Annotated in this window: 26 protein-coding genes and 1 pseudogene; 14 read left to right on the plus strand and 13 right to left on the minus strand. The window is 64.4% G+C overall.

Annotation, left to right across the window (positions count from 1 at the left end; genetic code table 11):
• The first annotated feature begins 9 nt into the window (after nt 1-9).
• From MB901379_RS21030 to MB901379_RS21045, 4 genes are read left to right on the plus strand one after another with little or no spacing between them, the layout of a single operon-like run.
• A complete protein-coding gene (locus tag MB901379_RS21030) occupies nt 10-378 on the plus strand; it encodes a 4a-hydroxytetrahydrobiopterin dehydratase (RefSeq protein WP_158018368.1) in 369 nt (122 codons plus the stop codon).
• Nucleotides 378-875, plus strand: coding sequence for a cyclic pyranopterin monophosphate synthase MoaC (gene moaC, locus MB901379_RS21035; RefSeq protein ID WP_158018369.1), 498 nt, complete (start codon nt 378-380; stop codon nt 873-875). Before MB901379_RS21030 ends, moaC begins: the two co-directional genes overlap by 1 nt.
• A 22-nt stretch (nt 876-897) precedes the next feature.
• On the plus strand, nt 898-1,569 hold the full coding sequence (gene moaD, locus MB901379_RS21040) for a molybdopterin converting factor subunit 1 (RefSeq protein WP_158018370.1): 672 nt from the start codon (nt 898-900) through the stop codon (nt 1,567-1,569).
• Nucleotides 1,566-2,165, plus strand: a complete 600-nt coding sequence (locus MB901379_RS21045; protein WP_158018371.1) for a class I SAM-dependent methyltransferase — start codon at nt 1,566-1,568, stop codon at nt 2,163-2,165. Before moaD ends, MB901379_RS21045 begins: the two co-directional genes overlap by 4 nt.
• Here the strand turns inward: MB901379_RS21045 and MB901379_RS21050 are convergent.
• Entirely contained in the window at nt 2,162-2,575 is a 414-nt protein-coding gene (locus tag MB901379_RS21050; protein ID WP_232021924.1) for a hypothetical protein, read from the minus strand. The two genes, MB901379_RS21045 and MB901379_RS21050, sit on opposite strands and share 4 nt — an antisense overlap.
• Nucleotides 2,576-2,911: 336 nt before the next feature.
• Between MB901379_RS21050 and MB901379_RS21055 the strand changes: the two genes are divergently transcribed.
• A complete protein-coding gene (locus tag MB901379_RS21055; protein ID WP_158018373.1) occupies nt 2,912-4,408 on the plus strand; it encodes an amidase in 1,497 nt (498 codons plus the stop codon).
• Between the two features lie 60 nt (nt 4,409-4,468).
• On the opposite strand, the gene MB901379_RS21060 is transcribed toward MB901379_RS21055, so the two are convergent.
• Nucleotides 4,469-5,959, minus strand: coding sequence for a WS/DGAT/MGAT family O-acyltransferase (locus tag MB901379_RS21060; RefSeq protein ID WP_158018374.1), 1,491 nt, complete (start codon nt 5,957-5,959; stop codon nt 4,469-4,471).
• Between MB901379_RS21060 and MB901379_RS21065 the strand changes: the two genes are divergently transcribed.
• A complete protein-coding gene (locus MB901379_RS21065; RefSeq protein ID WP_232021925.1) occupies nt 5,960-7,825 on the plus strand; it encodes a DHA2 family efflux MFS transporter permease subunit in 1,866 nt (621 codons plus the stop codon).
• Between the two features lie 51 nt (nt 7,826-7,876).
• On the opposite strand, the gene MB901379_RS21070 is transcribed toward MB901379_RS21065, so the two are convergent.
• Nucleotides 7,877-8,293: a hypothetical protein gene (locus MB901379_RS21070; protein WP_232021926.1), complete on the minus strand. Its 417-nt coding sequence runs from the start codon at nt 8,291-8,293 to the stop codon at nt 7,877-7,879.
• A 206-nt stretch (nt 8,294-8,499) separates the two neighbouring features.
• On the opposite strand from MB901379_RS21070, the gene MB901379_RS21075 reads away from it, so the two are divergent.
• Both MB901379_RS21075 and MB901379_RS21080 read left to right on the plus strand, forming a co-directional pair.
• The gene (locus MB901379_RS21075; RefSeq protein ID WP_158018375.1) at nt 8,500-8,886 is read left to right on the plus strand and encodes a hypothetical protein; all 387 of its coding nucleotides are present in this window, start codon (nt 8,500-8,502) and stop codon (nt 8,884-8,886) included.
• A gap of 67 nt (nt 8,887-8,953) precedes the next feature.
• Nucleotides 8,954-9,217, plus strand: coding sequence for a hypothetical protein (locus MB901379_RS21080; RefSeq protein WP_158018376.1), 264 nt, complete (start codon nt 8,954-8,956; stop codon nt 9,215-9,217).
• Nucleotides 9,218-9,271: 54 nt separating this feature from the next.
• On the opposite strand, the gene MB901379_RS21085 is transcribed toward MB901379_RS21080, so the two are convergent.
• Complete coding sequence (locus MB901379_RS21085) at nt 9,272-10,147, minus strand: alpha/beta fold hydrolase (RefSeq protein ID WP_197717837.1); 876 nt, start codon at nt 10,145-10,147, stop codon at nt 9,272-9,274.
• 109 nt (nt 10,148-10,256) lie between these two features.
• Nucleotides 10,257-10,949 (minus strand): GAP family protein, encoded by a 693-nt coding sequence (locus tag MB901379_RS21090; RefSeq protein ID WP_158018377.1) that lies wholly within the window; start codon nt 10,947-10,949, stop codon nt 10,257-10,259.
• A 323-nt stretch (nt 10,950-11,272) separates the two neighbouring features.
• Between MB901379_RS21090 and MB901379_RS21095 the strand changes: the two are divergent.
• A pseudogene (locus MB901379_RS21095) lies at nt 11,273-11,359 on the plus strand (hypothetical protein); the annotation flags it as partial.
• A gap of 109 nt (nt 11,360-11,468) precedes the next feature.
• Here the strand turns inward: MB901379_RS21095 and MB901379_RS21100 are convergent.
• A complete protein-coding gene (locus tag MB901379_RS21100) occupies nt 11,469-12,620 on the minus strand; it encodes a TDT family transporter (protein ID WP_158018378.1) in 1,152 nt (383 codons plus the stop codon).
• Between the two features lie 113 nt (nt 12,621-12,733).
• Between MB901379_RS21100 and MB901379_RS21105 the strand changes: the two genes are divergently transcribed.
• Entirely contained in the window at nt 12,734-12,976 is a 243-nt protein-coding gene (locus MB901379_RS21105) for a hypothetical protein (RefSeq protein WP_158018379.1), read from the plus strand.
• A 35-nt stretch (nt 12,977-13,011) separates the two neighbouring features.
• Nucleotides 13,012-13,437 carry an integrase gene (locus tag MB901379_RS21110; RefSeq protein WP_158018380.1) on the plus strand — a complete coding sequence of 142 codons (426 nt, stop codon included), beginning with the start codon at nt 13,012-13,014 and terminating at the stop codon, nt 13,435-13,437.
• Between the two features lie 26 nt (nt 13,438-13,463).
• On the opposite strand, the gene MB901379_RS21115 is transcribed toward MB901379_RS21110, so the two are convergent.
• Both MB901379_RS21115 and MB901379_RS21120 read right to left on the minus strand, forming a co-directional pair.
• Nucleotides 13,464-14,216: a DUF2510 domain-containing protein gene (locus MB901379_RS21115; protein WP_158018381.1), complete on the minus strand. Its 753-nt coding sequence runs from the start codon at nt 14,214-14,216 to the stop codon at nt 13,464-13,466.
• A gap of 61 nt (nt 14,217-14,277) precedes the next feature.
• On the minus strand, nt 14,278-14,958 hold the full coding sequence (locus MB901379_RS21120; protein ID WP_158018382.1) for an LppP/LprE family lipoprotein: 681 nt from the start codon (nt 14,956-14,958) through the stop codon (nt 14,278-14,280).
• Nucleotides 14,959-15,222: 264 nt separating this feature from the next.
• Between MB901379_RS21120 and MB901379_RS21125 the strand changes: the two genes are divergently transcribed.
• A complete protein-coding gene (locus MB901379_RS21125) occupies nt 15,223-16,770 on the plus strand; it encodes an LCP family protein (RefSeq protein ID WP_158018383.1) in 1,548 nt (515 codons plus the stop codon).
• Between the two features lie 6 nt (nt 16,771-16,776).
• On the opposite strand, the gene MB901379_RS21130 is transcribed toward MB901379_RS21125, so the two are convergent.
• From MB901379_RS21130 to MB901379_RS21150, 5 genes are all read right to left on the minus strand, one after another.
• Complete coding sequence (locus MB901379_RS21130; protein WP_158018384.1) at nt 16,777-17,568, minus strand: SDR family NAD(P)-dependent oxidoreductase; 792 nt, start codon at nt 17,566-17,568, stop codon at nt 16,777-16,779.
• The gene (locus tag MB901379_RS21135) at nt 17,565-18,401 is read right to left on the minus strand and encodes an SDR family oxidoreductase (RefSeq protein ID WP_158018385.1); all 837 of its coding nucleotides are present in this window, start codon (nt 18,399-18,401) and stop codon (nt 17,565-17,567) included. The genes MB901379_RS21130 and MB901379_RS21135 overlap by 4 nt, the downstream gene beginning before the upstream one ends.
• A 249-nt stretch (nt 18,402-18,650) precedes the next feature.
• Entirely contained in the window at nt 18,651-19,586 is a 936-nt protein-coding gene (locus MB901379_RS21140; RefSeq protein ID WP_158018386.1) for an enoyl-CoA hydratase, read from the minus strand.
• A 77-nt stretch (nt 19,587-19,663) separates the two neighbouring features.
• Complete coding sequence (locus tag MB901379_RS21145; RefSeq protein WP_158018387.1) at nt 19,664-20,470, minus strand: ABC transporter permease; 807 nt, start codon at nt 20,468-20,470, stop codon at nt 19,664-19,666.
• Nucleotides 20,470-21,159 carry an ABC transporter ATP-binding protein gene (locus MB901379_RS21150; protein WP_158019359.1) on the minus strand — a complete coding sequence of 230 codons (690 nt, stop codon included), beginning with the start codon at nt 21,157-21,159 and terminating at the stop codon, nt 20,470-20,472. Before MB901379_RS21150 ends, MB901379_RS21145 begins: the two co-directional genes overlap by 1 nt.
• 140 nt (nt 21,160-21,299) lie before the next feature.
• Between MB901379_RS21150 and MB901379_RS21155 the strand changes: the two genes are divergently transcribed.
• Together MB901379_RS21155 and MB901379_RS21160 are read left to right on the plus strand one after the other, a co-directional pair.
• Complete coding sequence (locus tag MB901379_RS21155; protein ID WP_408632313.1) at nt 21,300-21,806, plus strand: DoxX family protein; 507 nt, start codon at nt 21,300-21,302, stop codon at nt 21,804-21,806.
• Nucleotides 21,807-21,889: 83 nt separating this feature from the next.
• Complete coding sequence (locus tag MB901379_RS21160) at nt 21,890-22,192, plus strand: PadR family transcriptional regulator (RefSeq protein ID WP_158018388.1); 303 nt, start codon at nt 21,890-21,892, stop codon at nt 22,190-22,192.
• Nucleotides 22,193-22,223: the final 31 nt, after the last annotated feature.

Genomic DNA, 22,223 nt, shown 5'->3' on the forward strand with positions numbered 1-22,223 from the left:
AGAAGAGCCATGGCCCTTGTTGACTCCGGCCACGGTCACGTCAAACCGCACGCTGTGTGTGACGGCGCCGCGGTCGCCCTAAACGCGGCAGACATCGCCGTCCGGTTGAACTCAATGCCGGGATGGCAGCTTGTCGACGGGCACCTGCATCGAACATTCCATTGCGCGAGTTTTGCGGAATCCGTTGGTTTCGTGACCCAGCTGGCCATGCTCGCCGAGAGACACAACCATCATCCTGATTTCGCCGTCACCAACAAAAGGGAAGTCAGCGTGGTTATCTGGACGCGGCAGTCGCGCTGTCTCACACCAGTCGATTTTGATCTCGCGCACGCCATCACCGCCGCATATCCCGTGGCGCGCAAGGAAGCAGGACACTAATGGCCGACCGGAACATCTTGACCCACCTCGACGAACACGGCGCGGCCCGGATGGTTGATGTATCGGCCAAGGAATCGACGCACCGTCAGGCGCGTGCTTCCGGCGCGGTCATCATGGACCCGGCAACCTTGGACATGATCATCAGCGGTGCCGCGTCCAAGGGCGATGTGCTGGCCACCGCACGCCTGGCAGGCATCATGGCGGCAAAACGAACCGGCGAACTCATCCCGCTTTGCCATCCCTTAGGCCTGGACGCCGTCGTCGTCGAACTGGTCCCGCAACCGCCCGACAGAATATTGATCATTGCAACGACGACGACCGTCGGCCGCACCGGAGTAGAGATGGAGGCACTGACCGCGGTCTCGGTGGCCGCGCTCACCATCTACGACATGTGTAAGGCGGTCGATCGTGGCATGGTCATTTCCGAAATCGTCCTGGAAGAGAAATCAGGCGGACGTTCGGGCCACTATCGCCGCGACGCGGAGAATAGTTCCTGACTTCAAAGTGGGTGTGAGCTAGATGGACATCACGGTTAATGTTCTGTACTTCGGACTGATTCGCGAGGCTTGCAGCAAAACACGCGAGGAGAAAGTCACGATCCCGCAGGGCTCGACCGTCAACGACCTGATCACGACGTTGGTGGATCGCTATCCCACGTTGGCAAAGCATCACCGGGCGGTCAAAATCGCGATCAACGAAGCAATCGCACCCACGTCGACAACGTTGACGGAAGGCGACACCATCGCTTTTATCCCACCGGTCGCCGGTGGCGGCGGCCGGTACTGCCGGCTGACCGAAGAACCGCTCAGCATCGACGAGGTGTTCGCCGCGGTCAAGAGCCCCAAACAGGGAGCCGTCGCGATCTTCGTCGGGATCGTTCGTGACCACAATGAGGGGCACGAGGTCACGCATCTGTTCTACGAGGCATACCCAGAGATGGTGTTGAGGACCCTCGATTCCATCATCGAACGCTGCGAGGCGACCGCGGATGGAGTTCGAGTCGCGGTGGCACACCGCACCGGGCACCTACAAATTGGCGATTTCGCCGTCGTCATCGCTGCCGCCGCGCCGCATCGGGGCGAAGCATTCGACGCCTGCCGCATGTGCATCGAACTGCTCAAACAGGAGACACCCATCTGGAAGAAGGAATTCTCCTCCGACGGCGCCGAGTGGATTGGCATGCGGCCGTGACACTTACGGTCGTTCCATCGTTGGCCGAAGACCCCGATCGTGTCCGCTGGAATGAGAAGTATTCGCGTGCCGTCCGCCATCGCGGTGCCAATTTCACGACTGGTGAATGGATGGGCGACATCCTCGAATTCTTCACGCCGACGGGCGACGTGCTCGAGTTGGCGTGTGGACGATCCGGCGCAGCACTGGCGCTGGCGGAATTGGGTTGCCAGGTCACTGCGGTCGACGTCTCGGATGTCGCGTTGGGAGAACTTGACGCCGAAGCGACGCGGCGCAATGTTGCCGAACGCCTGCACCTGGTGCATGCGAACCTGTCCGACTGGGTGCCGACCAAGGACCGATTCGCGTTGGTGATGTGCCGATTCTTCTGGGATCGAGCGGTCTTCCAGAGGGCCTGCACCATGGTGCTGCCCGGTGGGCTGGTGGCGTGGGAAGCGACGGTGGGCGACAACATGCGGGAAGCGTGGCGGCCGAAGCCCGGCGAGCCCGCCAGCCTCCTAACATCCGATTTCACGCTGTTGCGGCAGGTCGACATCGCCAGCGATGCACATGCCTCACGTCGGATGATCGCCAGCAGGGCCGGGGAGGCCAGCTAGCCGCCATCCACCGCGGGATAGTCCACGACCATGATGAGACTTCCTCGCGTGTACTTGGTCACGCGCACACGCACATCGTCCATAGCCTCGGCTGGGATGCGAGCGACTATGGCGTCATGCAGTTCCATGGCCAGCTGCTCGGAAAAGGCTCGCCGCAGCGGAAACGAGGCGACGAAATGCCAGAACGACTTCACACCAATCGTGTGGGTAATCGCGGTAAACGAAACCTCGACTTTGCTAACACTTACCGTCGTTGATTCGGGATCCTCCGCACAAAGCGACATCAGCTCCGCGGGAATGGTTACCCGGACCGGCCGATTCACCTCGAATAGCGCGAGCTCCGGCAATTCGGCACCGGCCGAGTGGCTGGCGCCGGTGGTCGGCGCGGTCCTCGGCGCACACTCCGTCACCTGGCTACCCTGCCGATTGCTCACAGCGGTCGGATCGGCAGGCCTCTCGTTCTTCCCCGTTTTGATCGCGACTTTGGTTGCCATCCGACCAGAATGAGCGCCCGCCGCGCGCACTGTCAAGAGCCCATTGGACGGGTCGCACACGGCATGCCGACGGTGGTTATATGGCGTTGTGCCACAATTATTTTCACAACTACAGCAGCCCAGCGAAAAGTGGTTTCCGGTACCGCTGATTCGAAATGTTGAGCCGGCGATTCCGGCCGCCTCGACGTCGGTTGACAAACCGTGGATGCAATCACGACGCTGCCGACCGGGCCTGAGTCATAAGATCGGCCAATGCAGCTCGACGAATACCTGTCCTTGGATGCAACCGCCCTGGCCGAATTGATCGAACGCAAGCAGGTCACCCCGGCCGAAGTTCTTGCCCTGGCACGCCAACAAGCCGACGCGGTCAATCCCCGGCTAAACGCAATCATTTCGCGCCTCGACGAGGTTGCCGACCGGCGGGCCGCCGACCCCAAACTGCAGGGACCGTTTGCCGGGGTGCCATTCCTGATCAAAGACCTCGATCAGGAATACCGCGGATTTGCCACCTCCTGCGGATCGCGGTCACTGGCGACCGACGTCGCCCAGCGGCACGCCCTGGTTACGCAGCGGTTCTTGGACGCCGGACTGGTGATCTTCGGCAAGACCAACACCCCCGAATTCGGGGCCAAAGGAGTCACCGAATCCGAGTACTGGGGTCCGGCGCGTAACCCGTGGAACCTGCAACGCACCCCCGGCGGATCCTCCGGCGGATCCGGTGCGGCGGTGGCCGCTGGAATTGTCCCAGCGGCCGGGGCCAACGACGGCGGTGGCTCGATCCGCATTCCCGCCGGCTGCAACGGGCTCGTCGGTCTCAAGCTCAGCCGCGGGCTGTCGCCGTACGGCCCGCAGACCGGCGAGCCGATGTTCGGCATGGTCGCCCAGGGCGTGGTTTCGCGCACCGTTCGAGACAGCGCCGCCCTCTTGGACGCGATCATTGGCCCCAACCCACGCGCCGCCTATCGGGTTGCACTTCCCGACCGCCCATTCACCGCACACATCACGGACCGTCCGGGCACCCTGAGAATCGGATACTCGACCTCCTCCGCGATCACTGCCCATCCGCACCGGGAGGCCATCGCGGCGGTCCAGCAAGCAGCCCAGCTGCTAAGCGACCTGGGCCATCAGGTCGAGGAGGTCGAGCCGCCCTACGACGATGCCGCGTTGGCGCGCGACTTCCTGACCATCTGGTTCGCACAGCTCCACCGCCAAGTCGCCGACATCAAGAAACGAACGGGAGCCCGCGACAACGACTTCGAGGCAGACACGCTGGCAATGTGCGAGCTGGCGCGATCGACCGGCGTGCTGGCACCGATGCAGGCGCTGGAACACATCAACAACTACATCCAATCCCTGACAACGTTTCACGAAACCCACGACTTCTTTCTGACCCCCACCCTGGCCACCCCACCGCTGCCCATCGGCGCGACGACGACCTCGCACCGCTTGCAGTCGGTGGCTCGGGTTATGAGCAGGCTCCGCGCAGGAAAAGTGCTGGCGCTTAGTGGAATTATGGATGAGCTTATCCAAGAGAGTCTGGGCTGGGTGCCCTACACCCAGCTCGCCAACCTCACCGGACGGCCGGCCATCAACGTGCCCCTGCATTGGACAGCCGACCGGCTGCCCCTGGGCGTGCAGTTCGTTGGGCGACTGGGTGCCGATGGAGATCTTCTGCAGCTGGCAGCACAACTCGAAGAAGCCCAACCGTGGGCGCACCGGCATCCGGCAGCCGCGGCAACGCTCGACTAGTTCACCGAATTTCAGCCGACACCACCGTTACCGTATTCCCGCATTCCCGCGCGATGCGCGTCAGTTCGCCGCGGATGAGGCCGTCAGCTCGTCCAATTCGTCGAGGGCCGCACCGGTGTAGACGGCAAGCCGTTGCAAGTGCGGCAGCGTATCGCGGCAACCGATGAACCCGAAGTTCAGTGTCCCGGCATAACTTTGCAGGGTGACATTGAGGGCCTGGCTGTGAGCCACCAGGGAGACCGGATACGACGCTTCCATCCGGCTGCCCCGCAGATAGAGCACATCCGCGGGCCCCGGGACATTGCTGACGCAGAGGTTGAAGGCGTACGGCCAGGGCGCCTTCACCCCGCTCATGGTGCTGGCCAGCTGTATCCCATAGGGCACCATCAACGCCGCGGTGTAGGCCAGGATGGTCTCTTTGTCCATGGTCTTGAGCTGGGCTTTTGCCATGCGGGTCGAGGCGGTGACGACCTGCAGGCGCTGCACCGGATCGGAAATGTCCGTGCCCAACGTCGCCAGGATGGTCGCCACGGCGTTGCCGCCGCCTTCGTCGTCTTTGGGTCGGACGTTGACCGGCAAGACCGCGATCAGCGACTTGTCGGGCAGCTCACCAAGCTCGCGCAGGAAGCGGCGTAGACCGCCGCCGATGATCGCCACCGCGACGTCGTTCACCGTTGCATCATTTTGGGCGCCAATAGCTTTCAGCCGATCTAGCGAGTATTGCTGGGTGGCGAAGCGGCGGTTGCGGCTGATGCGGGTGTTAAGTATGCAGTGCGGGGCCTGCACCGAGCTGATGAGGTCGCGGTATTCGTGGTCGCTGCGCAGCTGGGTGTTGACGAGCGCCTTGGTGAGGTCGATCGTGGATCGTCCCGCGTTGGCCACCGACCCGAGCACGCTACCCACGCCGCTTACCAGGCCGCCGAGGCCCTTGACCATGTCGCCTACGCCGCTGAGCATGCTGCCCGCCCCACTCATCAGGCCCGCGCCGGTGGTTTGCTCGGCTTCGGCGGGCCCCCGGTCTGACAGCGGAATGTTGAAGAACAACGGATAGGTGGTGTCGTGCGGGTCGGTAGACATGCTGCGGGCCAACATTTTCTGACCGGTGTACCCGTCCACCAGCGAATGGTGCATCTTGATGTAGATGGCGAACCGCCCGCCTTCCAGTCCCTCGATGAAGTGCATTTCCCACGGCGGACGGCTCAGGTCCAGGGCATGGCTATGTAGGCGGGACACCAAGATTCCGAGTTCACGCTCGTCGCCCGGACTGGCCAGCGCCGAGCGCCGCACGTGATAGTCCAGATCGAAATTCTCGTCGAAAACCCATGACTGCGTGGGGCTGTAAAGCAGATCGGGATGGCTGAGTTTGAGATTCCACGGCTCCACCACCTCGTTGGCCCTGCTGTCGTCCACAAGTCCGCGTAGGAAATCCGGCGGCGCGTCCGCTGGCGGCGCGAACGGCATCAGCGCGCCTACGTGCATCATGGTGCTCGGCGATTCGGAGAAGAGGAAGAACATGTCTTGCGGTCCCAGCCGCCTGGCGGTCTTGCCCATGTGACCACTCCTTCAGTGCCGGTGTCGTCGCGCACCGAGCCGGTCAGCGATGGCACAGAACGTTTCCAGGATTCGACCGTAACCCAACCCGCGGTCGTCCACGCCCGCGGTTTCCGGTGGGGGCATTGCCCCGCGATGTCGACGACACGGGACCAGACATATCGGGCGCCGCCCGGCCCGGCGGCCACCCCATTGGACGGCGACGCCGGCAGATACAGTGACAAGATGCGTCGGCGGGCGGGTCGGCCGCCGCGGCTACCGAAGACCGTTGCCAGTGCGGGCGCCGCGGGCGAATCGCGACTGGACGGTGACGCCCGGGCCGACGACTATCCCATCGGGCTGGATTCCAGGCTTTTGATGACCACGCTGACGTGCCTGATGCTTCCGGTGATGGTCACCTTGGATACCACCGTCGTCAACGTGGCGCAGCGGACCTTCATCGACGAATTCTCCTCCACCCAAGCAGTCGTCGCATGGACGTCGACCGGCTACACCCTGTCACTGGCGGCGGTGATTCCGCTCACCGGCTGGGCGGCCAACCGGTTGGGCACCAAACGGTTGGTGGTGGCCTCGGTGTTGCTGTTCACCCTGGGATCGTTGTTGTGCGCACTGGCCTCGAATATCGCACTGTTGGTGACCTTTCGGGCCGTGCAGGGTGTGGGTGGGGGAATACTCATCCCACTGCAGCTCATCATTCTGGCTCGTGCGGCCGGTCCGGCGCGGTTGGGCCGGGTGCTGACGATCAGCATGATCACCGTGTTACTGACCCCGATCGCCGGGCCCATCCTGGGCGGCTGGCTGATCGACGCCTTCGGCTGGCCATGGATCTTTCTGATCAACCTCCCGATGGGTGCACTCACTTTGGTATTGGCGGGATTCGTTCTGCCCAAGGATGATCCGATGCCCGCGGAGCCGCTGGACGTGCTGGGCATGGCGTTGCTGTCTCCAGGCCTGGTGTTGTTTCTCTACGGCCTGTCAGAGATACCCGGACTCGACACCTTCGCCAATCCGCATGCCTGGGTGCCGGTGATTGCGGGCGTGCTATTGATCGGCGCATTCATCCTCCACGCGCTGCACCGGGCCAACCATGCCCTGATCGATTTGCGCCTACTCCAAAACCGGACGGTGGCCGCGGCCAACGCCACCAGGTTCATGTTTGCCGTCACCTTTTTCGGCAGCTGCCTGCTATTTCCGGCGTATTTCCAGCAGGTGCTCGGAAAGACACCCTTCCAATCGGGATTGCTGCTGATCCCGCAAACACTGGCCGCCGCCGCGGCCATGCCGATCGTCGGGCGGGCCATGGAAAAGCACGGGCCGCGCGGTGTGGTGTTGATCGGTACCAGTGTGATCCTCACGGGCATGGGCATCTTTATCTACGCGATGAGCAGACAGCACGTACACCTAGCGATACTGCTGGCCGGGCTCGCGACATTCGGCGTCGGCAGCTCCTGCATGATGGTTCCGGTCTCTTGGTCGGCCGTGCGCACGCTGAACTCCAGCGAAGTCGCGCACGGCTCAACGTTATTCAATGTCAACCACAACGTCGCCGCCGCTGCCGGCGCCGCACTGATGTCGGTGATCCTCACCAGCAGATTCGACGACAGCGCCATCATCACCGTGGCCGAACACGCGGACAGCGTCCACCAGGACGGCCTCGTTGGACGGGTCGGGCAACCCATCCCGTCGCGCCTGCCCGCGCAGGCTTTCCCGCCCGACGCCTCCGAGCAGCTCACCAACGAATTGTCCCTGGCCTACGCCGGAGTCTTCCTGGTCGCCATGATCGTGGTCGCGGCCACCGCGATACCGGCATCGTTCCTACCTAAACGTCCCACGGCCCGGGTGGAGTTGGCGCAGCCCGATCCGTAGCCCGACCGGGCGGTATGCCCGCCCCGATCCGGGCGCCGAGCGCCAGCGGTGTCACCTGCCGTCAGTCGCCGACGTTGTGCCCGGCGCCGCCATCTTCAGGATGGCCGAAGCCAAGGGGTAATCGGCGCCCTCGCGTTGCTCGATGTAGCGCCGAATCCGTTCGTTGCCAAATAGCGCCGACCCGGCTTGCTCCATGTATAGCCGCATCTCATCGATGTCCAGCAGGATCAATTCGTCCTCGCCGCGCCAGCCGAAGGCAATCTGCAGGACGCGTGCCGAGATGCCGAAGTACTCCCCGATCGCGATCAGCTCGGCGTAGTCGGGAAAGTCTTCGGCGTCCTTGCGCCGGGAGTAGGTGGCCTTCGGCAGGTTGAGCGCGGAACCGATTTCGCTGTCCGGGATATCGCGGTTGAGCAGCCACTCAAGGACACGGCCAAGGTCTTTACCTGCACGGTTCAGTCTCGGCATTTCACCAACCTATTTCTGGTTTCGGTTCCAGTCAACTTTGGCGCGCCAGCGGATCACAGACACCCTGCAGCCACCTCAGTTGATATTTTCGGGACGACTATTCCATTTTTGGAACATCTATCGTAAAGTTACTCGCATGGGCCCCCAGACGGCACGGAAGACCGTCACAGGAAACGGGATCCTCACTATAGATCGGGGCTAGTGCGATGACCGATGGCGCAGCGACCTTCAACCACCCGCAGCAGGCAACCCGGCGCTCCATCGTGGGGCGGCTGCCCCGCGTGTTGCTTGGCATCGCCGCCGGAGCGACCGTAATGGTTGCCGCGCCCGCCAATGCCGACCCCGGCGAGGGTTCCGGTCCGTCCTACCAACTGGGCTACAACAAGGCGGTCGAGGACGGCCGCTACACGGTGACCAGATTGCGGGCAATGGGATTCCCCGATGCGGCAACGGTCATCTCCGGCCAGACACACAATGTCTGTGCCAGGGAGTTGGCGTCCGTCCGGGAGGTCGACGGTGTCAATGACGAGGACTTCCTTCGGGGCTGCGCCAGCGGCGTGCAGAGTCTGGTCATCACCGGAGTTGCCGGCTGACGTTGCTCCGGAACGGACCAGAGCCGAATTCTGACATTTGGGCGGACAGCGCGCTTACGATGCCGGAGTGACCACACAAGAGTCGCTCAACAACGCCCTAGAAGATCTCAAATCCCGGGTTGCGGCTGTCGAAAAGTCGCAGGCCGACTACCGCTCCCTGGTCGAGGCGATCACAGCGTTCGGCAACACCCAACAGATGCTTGCCGACGTGCTTCGTGCATACGGCGGCGAGGTGCGAGCCACGGCCGACGACTCCAACAATCGCATCCGCGCTATCGAGGCATCCACGTTGGAGATCAAGAACCTGCTGGTGAAAGCGCTCGAGCGATAATCCGAATCTTCTTGGCGGACAAGTCCTTTTCACATCCGCAAGCCGAAAAGCAGCTTACCCGCGGTCCACACGCCGGCTGAGGAAGTCCAAGACGGCATCGGCGAAGACGTCGTTTCGGTCACCCGCCACCATATGCCCGGCGCCGCGCACATCGGTGAACTCGATTTGCGGGAAACGGGCCAAGAACTCATCGGCACGCTCCTGGCTGACCAAATCACTCATCTGGCCCCGAATGAGCAGCATCGGTACGCCGTCGCGCAGGATCGCCTCGACGGCGGTGTACAGGCGCTCGGACTCGGTCACCTCGATCGGGGGAAACGCTGCGGTGCCGCTGATGAACTGCGGGTCCCAGTGCCAATACCAGCGATCACCGCGCCGGCGCAGGTTGGTGGTCAGCCCATCCAGGTCGACGGGCCGAGGTCGATGCGGGTTGTACTCGGCAATCATGTCGGCGACTTCGTCCAGTGAGCCGAAGCCCGATTCCACCCGATCAGCCATGAACGCATGTACCCGATTCGCCCCGGAGGGATCCATGTTCGGCACGATGTCAACGAGCACGACCGCGCTGGCGATACCCGGGGAAACCTCCCCGGCCAGCAGCATCGTGGTGAACCCGCCCAGTGAGGCGCCCACCAGCACCGGTTTGGCGGGCAGACCGCGCAGCACCTCCTGCACGTCGCCGGCGAAGCTCACCACGCGGTAGTCGCCGTCAACCGACCAGTCGGATTCGCCATGGCCCCGCAAGTCGATCGTGACGGCCTGCCAACCTCGCTCGGCCACGGCTGCGGCCGCCCGGCCCCACGAGCGGCGGGTCTGACCCCCGCCGTGCAAGAACACCACGGCACGCGCATGCCCATCACCCAACCGATCGGCGACGATACGGACACCCCCCGTTCCCCGAACAGCGAACGGCTCCGGCGCGGCCACCATCACCCGATAGTAAGACGCACGTCTCGGCCGCCCCCGCGAGGTCGCACCACGCTGGGCCCGGCTCCAACCCAGGCGGCGGCGCCCGCCCCAAACGCCGCTCAGGCCATCGTCATAAGGCGCTGATTCCGTTGTAGAGCACCATCAACCCGATAAGGACCAGAACGACCGCTAGCATCGCCGCGTTGTTCTTCTCCATCCAGTCCTTGAGTCGGGTCAGCGGCTCATCAAGGCGATCACCGGCACTCACAAACGCCACGATGGGAACGATGACCGTCGATGCCGAAATCGCAACAAAGATCGCGGCGCACACCCATTTACCCGCCAGCCCGAGCGCACTCGTGCCAATGCCCAACCCGGCCGCCAGACAAATAATCAGGACCTCGGGGCGCACCACCACCAGCACGGCCGCGGTTATCGCCGCCCGCCGCGGTGTGATGGTCGAAAACGAACGCATCCAGCGCGGGGATTCGGTGAATCCGTGCCGGGTCTGCCAGCGATAGATACCGAAGAGAATCAACGCCGAACCAAGGATCACGCGCAGCCAGGAAGCCCAGCCCGGCGGCGCTTTCTGATGCAGACCGCCAAGCATGCCCGAGCCTAGGACAAAGATCGCGGTGACCGCGGCCAACCCGAGCAACCAACCGGCCAAAAACGCCAGACTCGCCGGGCGTGGTCGCGGCGAGTGCAGCACCAACACCGCCGGAATGACCGTTATCGGGGAAACCGCAATTACGAGGGCAAGCGGAACAAGACTGGTCAGCAATGAACCCCAACTTCCTGTCACGGGCAGCAATCTTCGCATCGTCTCAAACCACTGACCACCACAATCCGCCAGGCCACACTAGTTTCACCGAATGAGAGCCTCCTGGCGGCCAGCTAGTCGAACGACAGCCCCCGTGCGTGCCGCCATCGAAATCCCGCTTCGCCAACCAAGATTTCGCACGACGGGCGCTGGCCCGGGGGGTAAGTATCGGTGCCGGAACGGATTTCGCTGTGCCGACCCATGACTCCGTCCACAGGCGGTCGGCGCCGCGTTCAAAAGTGCATCTCTGCGAACCCGGCGCCGCCGTATCTCCGCGCACTCGGCCGAGACACTATTCATCGCCACCTTAGACGGCACGCGCACTCGCCATGGAAGACCGGTTCGGCAACTTCGCCGTGGGCAAAGACGCCGACTTCGTGGTCGTGGCCCCCGCCGCACGCCAGCCCTGAACGCCACGCTGATGTGATCCACAGACCCGACGATATGCGTGAGCCGTCGGGTTGAGACCTGATCATCTACAGCCGTCCAGGAACGCCGTCTACAACCGCCACCGAGTGATCAGGACACCGGGTCCTTACTGGCCTTGATCGGCGCAGTGCTCGGCGGCAATTTGAGCAGGTTGCCGCGCAGGCTGCCGCGCACGGTGCGGATGGTCACCAGCACCCAGGTGGTCAGCAGGCCGGCATAGGCAATCGCGGCAGCCACCTTGAACGCCGGGAGATGAGTGTGCAAGGCCAACTGACAAGTACCGGTGACAAAGGTGCCAACGGGAAAGGTCAGGCTCCACCAGGTCAGGGCGAAGGGCATGCCACGCCGCAGCGTACGCACCGTCAGCGAGCTGGCGAGCGCAATCCACAGCACCGCAAAGCCCCAGACCGGAACGCCGAAGACGATCGCGAACGCCTGCATGTCCTCGGCCAGTTTCTGATCAACGGCCCCAGTCGCGGCGCCGGCACCCAGCAGCCCGGCCGCGGTGACCGATTGGCCAAGCGGCCCAAGCACGATCCATAGCGTCGGCACTCGTGCCGTGCCGGAAGTGCCGTAGAGCACCAGCCGGCTCCAAATCATCGCAATGATATTCAGCGAAGCCAGCAAGGACAGTCCAAACATCGCGTAGCAGCCGTACAGCATGGTCTCGCGACCCGTTCCCGGCGGCATGTGCGGGAGCAGCAGCGCACCGGTCGCGGCCGAAACCATCGGCGGGACCACCGGCATGAGCCAACCACCGAATGCCGCGTCGGGCTCGACGCGGAGCTGAGTGAACATCAAGAACGGAATGCTGACAGCGGTGAACAGGCCACCCAGCGTGCCCGCCGTCCACAGCACCCAGTGCAGGTCGACAGCGACGCGTTGGCCGATGAGGTCCCCGCAGGCCAGCACCCCTCCGGCGCCGACCGTCATCAGCGCCATGGGCGCCGCACCGTAAAAGTGGGCCATCTGCGGATTGCGGGCGTGGGCGCGCGCCACCGTGGGATGACGCAACCAGTGACCGCCCACCAGCACGATCAGCACGCCGAGCAAGACGGCGGCGATCACCCACACCACCTCGGTAAACCCGCGTAGTCCCGGCACGTGCAGCGGCAGGGTAGCCCCGGCGACCGCAACGATTCCGGTGCCCATTACCGAGGCGAACCAGTTGGGCCCGATATTGCCTAGCACTTCGACGCGCGTACGCAGCGATGGGGCCTCGTCCGAGCTTGCAACGGCCATAGCTGACAGACCCTAATGCAGCAACAAGCCGCTGCGAACCGGTGGACGAGGGCATCGCGGAATGCCGCATACACTGCCTTGCAGTAGTGCCTCCTTAGGAACGAGGTTCGCATTTGACCAGAGCCCCACTGGCGGTCTGGATTGCCGTTGTACTGCTGGTTGCCGCGCTGGCTATGCCGATCAAGCAACGGTGCGGTGCCCCGGGCCGCAGGTGCGCTACCGCGGTCGATACGCACGGATATATTCACTACTACTACGAAATCGAACCATTCGGCGTATTCCTCCTTGAGCACGCCTTGGGTTCGAATATCCCGTTGTATTACACGTCGGGAGACGAAATAGTGAAACTCCAGTGATTTCCCGTCAGGAACAGTCTGGAGGTACGCGGCCGATGGTCCACCGGATCACCCGACGGGTCAGCCCGATCAACTGCGCTGCGGCCGCGATGCTCGCCTCGACGATGCTGATTTGCAGTACCTATGCCGCCCCCGGCGCGCCCGCCGTCGTACTCACCAACCCGAGCGGAGGCTGGTGCGGCCCAACGCGTTCGTGCCCCGCGGACCCGGCACCCGATGCACCCATGGGTGGGGATCAAGCGACCGCGGAACGGCAGATCATTGACGGCTACGTCACCAAGCAGATCGGTTGCACACCCGACCTCACACCGCACCCGCAAGCTGTCAACTGGAATCCGCCCGGCTTCACAGCGTACGTGGGCGGTTCGGGCAACATCGTCGACGACGATTCCCGGCTGGGCGGCCAGTTCACCGCCGACTACGTCAACGGCCGCTGGCACATCGCCTACCTGTATTGCTGAGGGCGCCGTAGTGCGGTCGGCAGGGGTCACGAGCCGTGGCAGATTTGCGGCGCGAACTTCACTGTGGTGGTCGACGGCGTATTGAACTGCGAATCGACGGTCAGCACGGGATCCACCGGTTGGTTGTCGATCCGCAGTCGACGGAGGTCGAGATTGATCTGAATGGTGTCGGGCGCGGTCTTGCGGGCGTTGGTATCCCGGTCGGGCCGCATGGATGCGTCGCTGTTGTTGGACGCCAACGTGCTGACGATGGCAAGGTCGTCGGTGTCCTCTTCCGGACCCAGCTCGACAAACTTCTTGCCGTTGTTGGCGAGGCTGTATGTCAGGACGTAGCCGACAAATCCCGACGCGTGGGTGCCCGTTGGCGACGGGGGCAACGGTTGTACAAATCGGATCACCAGCTCCAGTACGCCGCTGCGCGGATGCTGAACAATCACCGAAGCCACGGTGATGCTCTCGGGCGGCCTTGGTCCAGCCTGTATCTGACAGTTGAGCTGGCTGGGCAACTGCGTCCAATTGTCGTTGCGCGGCGAGTTTAGCCAGACCGCAAGCCCAATTCCGACCACCGGCAGCACCAATGCGACGGGCAGCGCTATCCGCACCACCGCAGGAATCGCGGACCAGACCCGACGCATCCGATCCGCAATGGCCGCCAGTCGCGATCGCGGCAGCGAACGGTGCGCCCGACAATGTTTGGTCCAGTGTTCACCGTCCCAATATCTTTGTCCCCCTGAACCGTCGGGATTGGCATACCATCCTGCCGGCGGTGCAGTCGGCACGGTCACGCTCCATTCAACGTCAGGGTCTTCGGTCGGCTGCGGCTGGTCACGGCGCGCCGGATCACGGCGGCGTATTCAACGAGTCCGGCGGCGGATCGAGCATCTGGACGTGGTCCGCTTGCCATTGAAAACCAACGGTGGTCAAGGTGCCATCCAGGCAGGTGTCGCAGCTCTGATTCGCCCGATAGGTGAGGACCACCAGGTCGTCGGTGGAAGCCGGCGCCTCCAACTCGGTGAACGGGTAAGCCTCAGACGTGGCGGTGCCGACGAATGCTCCGCGATGAAACATCAGCACCTGATCGGGTGAACTGCGGGTGGAGTCCTGCACGGTCACCACGACTGCGGACAACTCCGCGCACGAGTCGTAGTTGCTGGATTCCGGGGCGGGATTCCACGGTCTACCCGTCTTCCTGTCCGGGGGCAGCTTGGCTAGCGCCGCTGACACCGCGGCGGCCTCGTCCGGTCCGCACGCCCCGGGTGCGTTGGAGGCCGCAGACGTTGTCGACGTGGGGTTCGGTTGCACGGTCGTCGGCGCCGCCGGACTTGGGATCGACCCGCGCTTGCCCACAAACACCACGAAGCCCACAGAGACCACTAAGCCGACACAGATGAGCCCAAGCAGCACCGGCAGCCAGATGCCGCGGCCAGACCGGCGTGCCGTCGCCGGTGGTGTCGTATCGACGGCATCGGACGGCTCATAGGCCGGCGGAGGCCAGTTGGGGTCGATCTCGCCAGACGACATATTTCCCGGGATCCTCCCCAATACCCTTCCGACACTTCCCCGGCGTTCCGAGCTTGCCGAATTGCAGCCAGAACCTGCAGGTAGCGGGCATGAGCCGGGCGGGCGGCCGGTCTGCTCCAATGGGTGAATCTGCCCACATCAACGCAACTGGAGTGTGGGCTCCACAGCAATCTACCGCATACTAGACGGCATGCTGCAAGCGACGACGCCGCAAACCACTGGCCGAGCGCCACGTGGTTTGTCGGCGATCGGTCGGGGCTTGTGATGACGCGTTCCCGCAGCAAGGCCCGCCATCGGGCGGTCCGAAAGCCGTCGCGCATCCGTCAACGGCTGTCGCGCAGCTTCATGACGCTGACATCAATCGTCGCCCTGGGCATGACAGGAGCTGGGTACTGGGTGGCGCACGGCGCGCTCGGTGGCATCACCATTTCTCAGGCCCTTACCGCGGAGGATCCACGTTCCACGGGCAACAACATGAATATCCTGCTGATCGGGCTGGATTCCCGCAAGGACCAGGAAGGCAATGACCTGCCCTGGTCCGTCTTGAAGCACCTACACGCGGGCGATTCCGATCAGGGTGGCTACAACACCAACACCCTGATACTCGTGCACGTAGGAGCGGACGGCAACGTGGTCGCCTTCTCCATCCCCCGCGACGACTGGGTGCCCTTCACGGGGGTTCCGGGATACACCCACATCAAGATCAAAGAGGCCTACGGGCTTACCAAGCAATACGTCGCGCAAAAGCTCGCCGATCAGGGCGTGAGCAGCCAGCGAGAACTGGAAACCCGGGGGCGTGAAGCCGGTCGGGCCGCAACCCTGCGCGCGGTACGAAGTCTGACCGGCGTTCCGATCGACTACTTCGCCGAGATCAACCTGGCCGGTTTCTATGATCTGGCCCAGACTTTGGGCGGCGTCGAGGTGTGTCTGAACCACGCCGTGTACGACTCATATTCGGGAGCCGACTTCCCGGCCGGCCGCCAGCGGTTGGACGCCTCCCAGGCGCTGGCGTTCGTGCGGCAGCGCCATGGCCTGGACAACGGGGACTTGGACCGTACCCATCGACAGCAGGCGTTCCTGTCGTCGGCGATGCGGGACCTGCAGGATTCAGGCACGTTCACCAACCTCGACAGGCTGGACGGCCTGATGGCCGTGGCGCGCAAGGATGTCGTCCTGTCAGCCGGTTGGGATGAAGATCTGTTCCGCCGTATGGGAGACCTGGCCGGCGGAAACGTCGAGTTCAGGACGCTGCCCGTGGTCCGCTACGACAACATCGACGGCCAAGACGTCAACATCGTCGACCCGGCCGCGATCAAAGCCGAGGTGGCCGCCGCCATCGGCCGCGCCCCGACGCCCACCCCAACCGCGACGACCGCCAAACCCAACCCGTCCACCGTCGTCGACGTAGTCAATGCCGGCAGCATCAGTGGGCTGGCCAGCCAGGTGTCCAGCGCGCTGCGCAAGCACGGCTACACCGCTGGTCAGGTTCGCGACCGTGCATCCGGTGACCCGACGTCGACCACGATCGAGTACGGCGTGGGCGCACAAGCCGACGCGCTGAATCTGGGCACCCTGATCGGCGTCGACGCCGCCGCGCAGCCGGATCCCAGCATCGAACCCGGCCACATCCAAGTGACCGTGGACACCAACTTTTCCATGCCGGCGCCGGACGACTACCAAGACGGCAGCACAACGCCCACCACCACGTACAGCAAGCCCAACACGTACTACAACGGCGGTGCCACCACCGCCTACCCGGCACCCGACCGCGGAAAACCGATCGACGGTGGCGGCGTTCCCTGCGTCAACTAGCCGCAATCAGGCGTGCGTTCCGCCATCGATGCGGATCTCGGTGCCCGTAATGAAGGCCCCGTCGGCGGACACCAGCATGGCAATCACCCCGGCCACCGCCGCAGGATCAGCCATTCCGGCACCGCTGGATTTCACGCTGGTAGGCAGGATCGGCAGCAACCGGCTAAACAGCGACCAGTTGGCGTCCTGCGGGATATATCCGCCAGTGGCGTCGGTGATGCCGGACTTGATGCTGCCCGGTGCCACGCATACCGCGCGCAGCCCGGCACTCGCGTACTCGAGTGCCAACGAATGGGTGAACGCCTGGACTCCGCCTTTGCTCGCCGCGTAGGCGGCCATGTAGGGGTGTGCAAAGGACGCCGAGGTCGAGCTGAAATTCACGATCGTGCTGCGCTGATTTTCCAGTAACGCCGGCAGCGCCTCGCGAACGACCAGAAAGGTGCCGGTTAGGTTAACCGCGAGGATCTGATTCCACTGCTCGGTGCTGGTCTGGTGGGTATGTGCGGCGCGCAGCATGCCGGCGGCGTTGACCAGCGCGTCCAGGCCGCCCAGGGTGGTTACCGCGGAGCGCACCCCATCGATCACCGAATGCTCGTCGGCGACGTTCATTTCGTACCGGGTGAACCTCGCGTCATTCGCCGCCTCGACCGCTCTTGCCTGGGTGGACGCCAGACCGGCGACAACGACGTCCGCCCCGGCCACCGCGGCGCCCTCGTCCAGCAGCCGCAGCACGGTGGCCTGGCCGATGCCGGATCCCGCGCCGGTTACCAATATTCGCTGGCCCTTGAGCCGCTTCACGGGACCAGCCCGCGCAGCCCGTCGGAGCCGAACACCGGTTCCAGCATCGCTGAGAAGTCTGGGCCCCGTCGCAGCATTTGGCCACCATCGACATTGATGACCTGCCCGGTGACAAAGCTGGCGGCATCGCTGAGCAAAAACATCGCCAAGTTGGCGACGTCCTCTACCTCACCCACCCGTGGCAACGGCGTGCAGATCGCGTAGTCCCGACTCAGCTCGGGTGATTCGGTGACCGGCGCGACGAGCTCGGTACGGATCAGGCCCGGGCGGATGCTGTTCACCCGGACCCAGGACGGCCCCAGCTCGTCGGCCGCCAACTGCATCAAGTGGTCGACGGCCGATTTGGTCACCCCGTACGCGCCAAACCAGCGATGGGTGTTGCTGGCCGCGATCGACGAGATGCCGACAAATGACCCGCCGCCGCCGCGCACCATCTCCCGGGCGGCGTGCTTGAGGACATACATGGTCCCGTTGACGTTGAGGTCGACGGTGCGACGCCAGGCTGCGGAATCGATTTGGGTGACCGGCCCGATGGTCTCCGACCCGCCTGCGCAATGCACCACGCCATGCAATCGACCATGCCAGGCCGTGACCGCGTCCACGGCGCGCGATGCCTCCTCCTCGTCGGTGACATTGGCGGGTTCAAAGCGAATGGAACTACCGTGGCCGGTCAGGGTCTCAAGTTGCTGTACGGCACCTGCCAGCCGGTCGGGGTTGCGGCCCACGATCATGACCGAGGCTCCAGCTGCCACCAGACCGGCAGCCACCCCTTTCCCGATGCCACTGCCACCGCCGGTGACCAAATAGGTCCGGTCCTGGAACGAAAGCTGCATGTGAACCCCTCTCGCCGAAACTGCAACAGGTTCTCGTTATAGAACCATGGCGGCCGTCACTCGGGCCGGTCGAGTCCCACCTACCGCGACACATAAACGTCGTACACGACGCGCCGCAGATCGTTGCCATGGTTTATGACTCGCGACATCGCGCCAAGACGGCCCGCGGTGCGGAGCGTCGGGCGGGGACCTGTGAGCCCAGGTCCCGGGCGGTCAGCGACTAAGTACGGCCACCGGTCTTCGGGCCGGCTACGGCGTATCGCGGCGGGCCACTTTGGTCGGTTTGCCTGTGCGCCAGTCCTCGACGTCGGGTGGCAGACCAATTGGGTACCTGTTCTCGTTGTGGGCCGCCCAGTGCGCGTGCCCCAACTCGTGGACATGAAATGCGTGCCGCAGCGCTTCGGTGAATCCCATCGCGTCGGAGGCGGCATTGACCGAGTCCTTGACCAACAAGGCCGCCATAGTGGGCCGCTCGGCAATGCGCCGCGCGAACTCCAACGTCTTCTCCGCCAGTTCGTCGACCGGAAAAACCTTGGACACCATGCCGAGGCGATAGGCCTCGTCGGCGTCCAGCGAATCACCGGTCAGCAGAAGTTCTTTGGCCTTGCGAGGACCGAACTCCCAAGGGTGGGCATAGTATTCGACACCCGGCATGCCGAGCCGTACCGCGACCACGTCACTGAACCTGGCGTTGTCCGCGGCAACGATCAGATCGCAAGCCCAGATCAGCATCAGGGCCGCCGAGATCGCGTTGCCCTGCACTTGAGCGATGGTGATCTTTCGCAGGTCACGCCAGCGACAAGTGTTCTGGAAGTAAAAATGCCACTCCTGCAGGTACAGCTTCTCCATAACCGCGTCGCGAGTTGCGCCATGGGAGCGGAAGGTCGGATGCTGCGCCGGCCCGGGCTTGCGCTCCAGCATCGCCTCCTCCGACCCCAAGTCGTGTCCGGCGGAGAAGTTCTTGCCCCGCGCGGCCAGGATCACCACGCGAACGGTGTCATCCGCCTCGGCACGGCAGAACGCCTCATCGAGTTGGACCAACAGAGTGCGATTTTGCGCGTTGTGGGCCTCGGGCCGGTTGAGCCAGATCCGGGCAATGCGGCCCTCCTCGAGGGTTTCGTAGGCCACCAGCTCGGCCGGTGCGGCGCTGTTCGCCTGGATACCGGCTTGGTCGGAGAGTGTCATTCCGCCCACCTAACTTGTCACGGGGCTTGCATCGATCTTTACAGATTACGTCCGGCGTGTAAGCGGTTGGCCGCCGGTCACGGCTTGGATCGGGCCGGTGCGACACCTTGGCCGCGATGCCCCAGCGGCCGCAGCCGATGGTCGCGGGTGAACACCAGACGGACCAGGCCAAGGCCCACGACGACGGTGGTGGTAGCCACCGAGCTGAGCACCAGGAACATCACAATCGCCTGTACCAGCACCGCTTGCACCGGCGGTACGCCAGCAAGGATGAGACCGGTCATGGCGCCCGGCAGAAACACCAGCCCGGTGGCCTTGGTGGTTTCGATTTGCGGGGAGATGGCCGATCGCAACGCGATTCTCAGGTAGGGGGAAGCGGCCTGCCGAGAGGGCTGGCCGAGGGCGAGTCTGGCTTCGACCTCGTCCCGCTTGTCGCGCAGCTCGTCGACCAGGCGCCGGGCCACCAGCACCATGGCCGTCATCGAGTTGCCGATCATCATCCCCGCGATCGGCACCAGCGTCCGGGCCTGCAGCGGGAATACCCGCAGACCGAATATCACGCCTAGCGTGATCGCCGCCGCGGATGCGAACGCGGCGATCGCCAGCGGCGCCAGCCAGGGCACCTCGGGCGCCCGTCGGCGAGCGACATCGCCCGCATAGGCGATCATGCCGACGATCCACATCCACGACCACCACAACGACCGGCCTGGGTCAAACAGCAACGTCAAGGCACCACCCACCAGAAGCAACTGGACCAGGGCGCGGGCAGCCGCCCACACCACTTGGCGTTCCAGCCCTAGCCGCTGCCACAGCGAGATCGCCGCCGCAACCACCACCAAGGCCAGCGACGTCGCCAGCCCAAGCCAACCGATCTGGCCGTTCATCACGTCGTCGGCCCGTCGTCCGACTTGCTCGCGACCGGGCCAACGCCCAGGCAGCGGCCCCTTTCGACGCACAGAACCCGGTCCGCGGCCCGCTTTGCCTGGGCCGGATCGTGGGTGACCCAGAGCGCGGGAATCCCATCGGCGGCCAGCTGCCGGACCACGCGCTCGATAGCCTCGGCCGCATCGGTGTCGACGGCCGACGTGGGTTCATCCAGCAGCAACACCTCCGGTTGCGCCATCAGGGTGCGGGCCAGGCACATGCGTTGCGCCTCCCCACCCGACAGCGCGGTCGCATCTCGGTCCAGCCACGATCGCGACCCTGATCGGTCGCCCCATCCGGTGAGCGCCACCCGGGCCAACGATTCCGCCATCCGCTCGTCGGAGGCATCCGGCTGGGCGACGCGAAGGTTGTCGGCCACGGTGCCCGGGAACGGCGTGGGACGCTGAAAGCACATGCCCACCCGGCGCCGCAGCCACAATGGGTCGGTCGCGCCGATGTCTTTCCCTCGAAACAACACCCGCCCACCCACTGGCACCTCCAGTCGATTGCAGAGGCGCAACAACGTCGATTTCCCGGCGCCCGAGGGACCGACCACCGCGGTCACGCCCTGGCCAGGAATCGAAGCGCTGAACCCGTCCAAGGCTCGCATCCGGTCGCGCTCCACCACCACGTCGCGAAACTCGAACATCACATCCGCTGAGTCCCCATCCACCACGGCACCCTTCCACTCGCTGCGCCGGCCGAGCCAGCCGGTAAGCTCGGCTCCACTATCGGAAAACGATATCGGAGACCGAGTTGGACGTAGCGAGTTGGGCCCGAACACCGCGAATGTCATGGCGGCGACTCCTGGGCGCGCAGGGATCACCCGCGGCGATCTGTATAAGACTGATGGTGGGGTTGGTGTTCCTCAGCGAGGGCATCCAAAAGTTCCTGTTCCCACACCAGCTAGGGCCGGGCCGCTTCGAGCGGATCGGCATCCCCGCCGCCACGTTCTTGGCCAATCTGGACGGAGTGATCGAGATCGTCTGCGGCACTCTGATCGTCGTGGGCATGGTGACCCGGGCCGCGGCGATTCCCCTACTCATCGACATCGTGGGCGCGATAGTGCTGACAAAACTCCCAGAACTGCAACCGGGCGGGTTTCTCGGGGTGGAAGGCTTCTGGGGCATGGCTCATGATGCCCGCACCGACCTGTCGATGCTGCTCGGATTGGCCTTCCTGCTGTGGTCTGGCCCCGGCCGCTGGTCGGTGGATGCCCGACTCGCAACCGAATGCCCCAGCCCCCCTGAGCACCGCAAGCCCCCCGCCGGAACCAGCGCGAGGCGCACGAGGTAGCCGATGTCGCCCCCGCTCGTAAGCTTGAGCACCACAGAATCGCAAGTCGATATCGGTTTGGCCAGCTGTCGGAGGTGGTGTCGTTGCGGGAGTTCCAGCGGGCCGCGGTGCGATTGCACATCCTGCATCACGCCGCGGCCGACGAGGTCCACGGCGCCTGGCTGACCGAGGAGCTGAGCCGCCACGGCTACCGGGTCAGCCCAGGCACCCTGTATCCCACCCTGCACCGGCTCGAGGCCGACGGTTTGCTGGTGTCCGAGCATCAGGTCGTCGACGGCCGCACCCGCCGGGTCTATCAGGCCACCCCGGCCGGGCTGGCGGCGCTGACCGAGGATCGCCGCGCGCTGCGCGAGCTCGCCCGGGAAGTGCTCGGCAGCGATATCTAGCGGCCGCACCACGTCGGCAGCCGGCAACACG

The organism is Mycobacterium basiliense, assembly GCF_900292015.1.
GTDB classification, from domain to species: Bacteria; Actinomycetota; Actinomycetes; order Mycobacteriales; family Mycobacteriaceae; genus Mycobacterium; species Mycobacterium basiliense.

Bases quoted from the DNA above. Each gene is read 5' to 3' on its own strand.
- MB901379_RS21030 (WP_158018368.1), top strand. From the start codon at position 10: ATGGCCCTTGTTGACTCCGGCCACGGTCACGTCAAACCGCACGCTGTG.
- moaC (WP_158018369.1), top strand. From the start codon at position 378: ATGGCCGACCGGAACATCTTGACCCACCTCGACGAACACGGCGCGGCC.
- moaD (WP_158018370.1), top strand. From the start codon at position 898: ATGGACATCACGGTTAATGTTCTGTACTTCGGACTGATTCGCGAGGCT.
- MB901379_RS21055 (WP_158018373.1), top strand. From the start codon at position 2,912: ATGCAGCTCGACGAATACCTGTCCTTGGATGCAACCGCCCTGGCCGAA.
- MB901379_RS21060 (WP_158018374.1), bottom strand. From the start codon at position 5,959: ATGGGCAAGACCGCCAGGCGGCTGGGACCGCAAGACATGTTCTTCCTC.
- MB901379_RS21070 (WP_232021926.1), bottom strand. From the start codon at position 8,293: ATGCCGAGACTGAACCGTGCAGGTAAAGACCTTGGCCGTGTCCTTGAG.
- MB901379_RS21075 (WP_158018375.1), top strand. From the start codon at position 8,500: ATGACCGATGGCGCAGCGACCTTCAACCACCCGCAGCAGGCAACCCGG.
- MB901379_RS21085 (WP_197717837.1), bottom strand. From the start codon at position 10,147: ATGGTGGCCGCGCCGGAGCCGTTCGCTGTTCGGGGAACGGGGGGTGTC.
- MB901379_RS21090 (WP_158018377.1), bottom strand. From the start codon at position 10,949: ATGCGAAGATTGCTGCCCGTGACAGGAAGTTGGGGTTCATTGCTGACC.
- MB901379_RS21100 (WP_158018378.1), bottom strand. From the start codon at position 12,620: ATGGCCGTTGCAAGCTCGGACGAGGCCCCATCGCTGCGTACGCGCGTC.
- MB901379_RS21110 (WP_158018380.1), top strand. From the start codon at position 13,012: ATGGTCCACCGGATCACCCGACGGGTCAGCCCGATCAACTGCGCTGCG.
- MB901379_RS21120 (WP_158018382.1), bottom strand. From the start codon at position 14,958: ATGTCGTCTGGCGAGATCGACCCCAACTGGCCTCCGCCGGCCTATGAG.
- MB901379_RS21125 (WP_158018383.1), top strand. From the start codon at position 15,223: ATGACGCGTTCCCGCAGCAAGGCCCGCCATCGGGCGGTCCGAAAGCCG.
- MB901379_RS21135 (WP_158018385.1), bottom strand. From the start codon at position 18,401: ATGCAGCTTTCGTTCCAGGACCGGACCTATTTGGTCACCGGCGGTGGC.
- MB901379_RS21140 (WP_158018386.1), bottom strand. From the start codon at position 19,586: ATGACACTCTCCGACCAAGCCGGTATCCAGGCGAACAGCGCCGCACCG.
- MB901379_RS21145 (WP_158018387.1), bottom strand. From the start codon at position 20,470: ATGAACGGCCAGATCGGTTGGCTTGGGCTGGCGACGTCGCTGGCCTTG.
- MB901379_RS21150 (WP_158019359.1), bottom strand. From the start codon at position 21,159: ATGTTCGAGTTTCGCGACGTGGTGGTGGAGCGCGACCGGATGCGAGCC.
- MB901379_RS21155 (WP_408632313.1), top strand. From the start codon at position 21,300: ATGTCATGGCGGCGACTCCTGGGCGCGCAGGGATCACCCGCGGCGATC.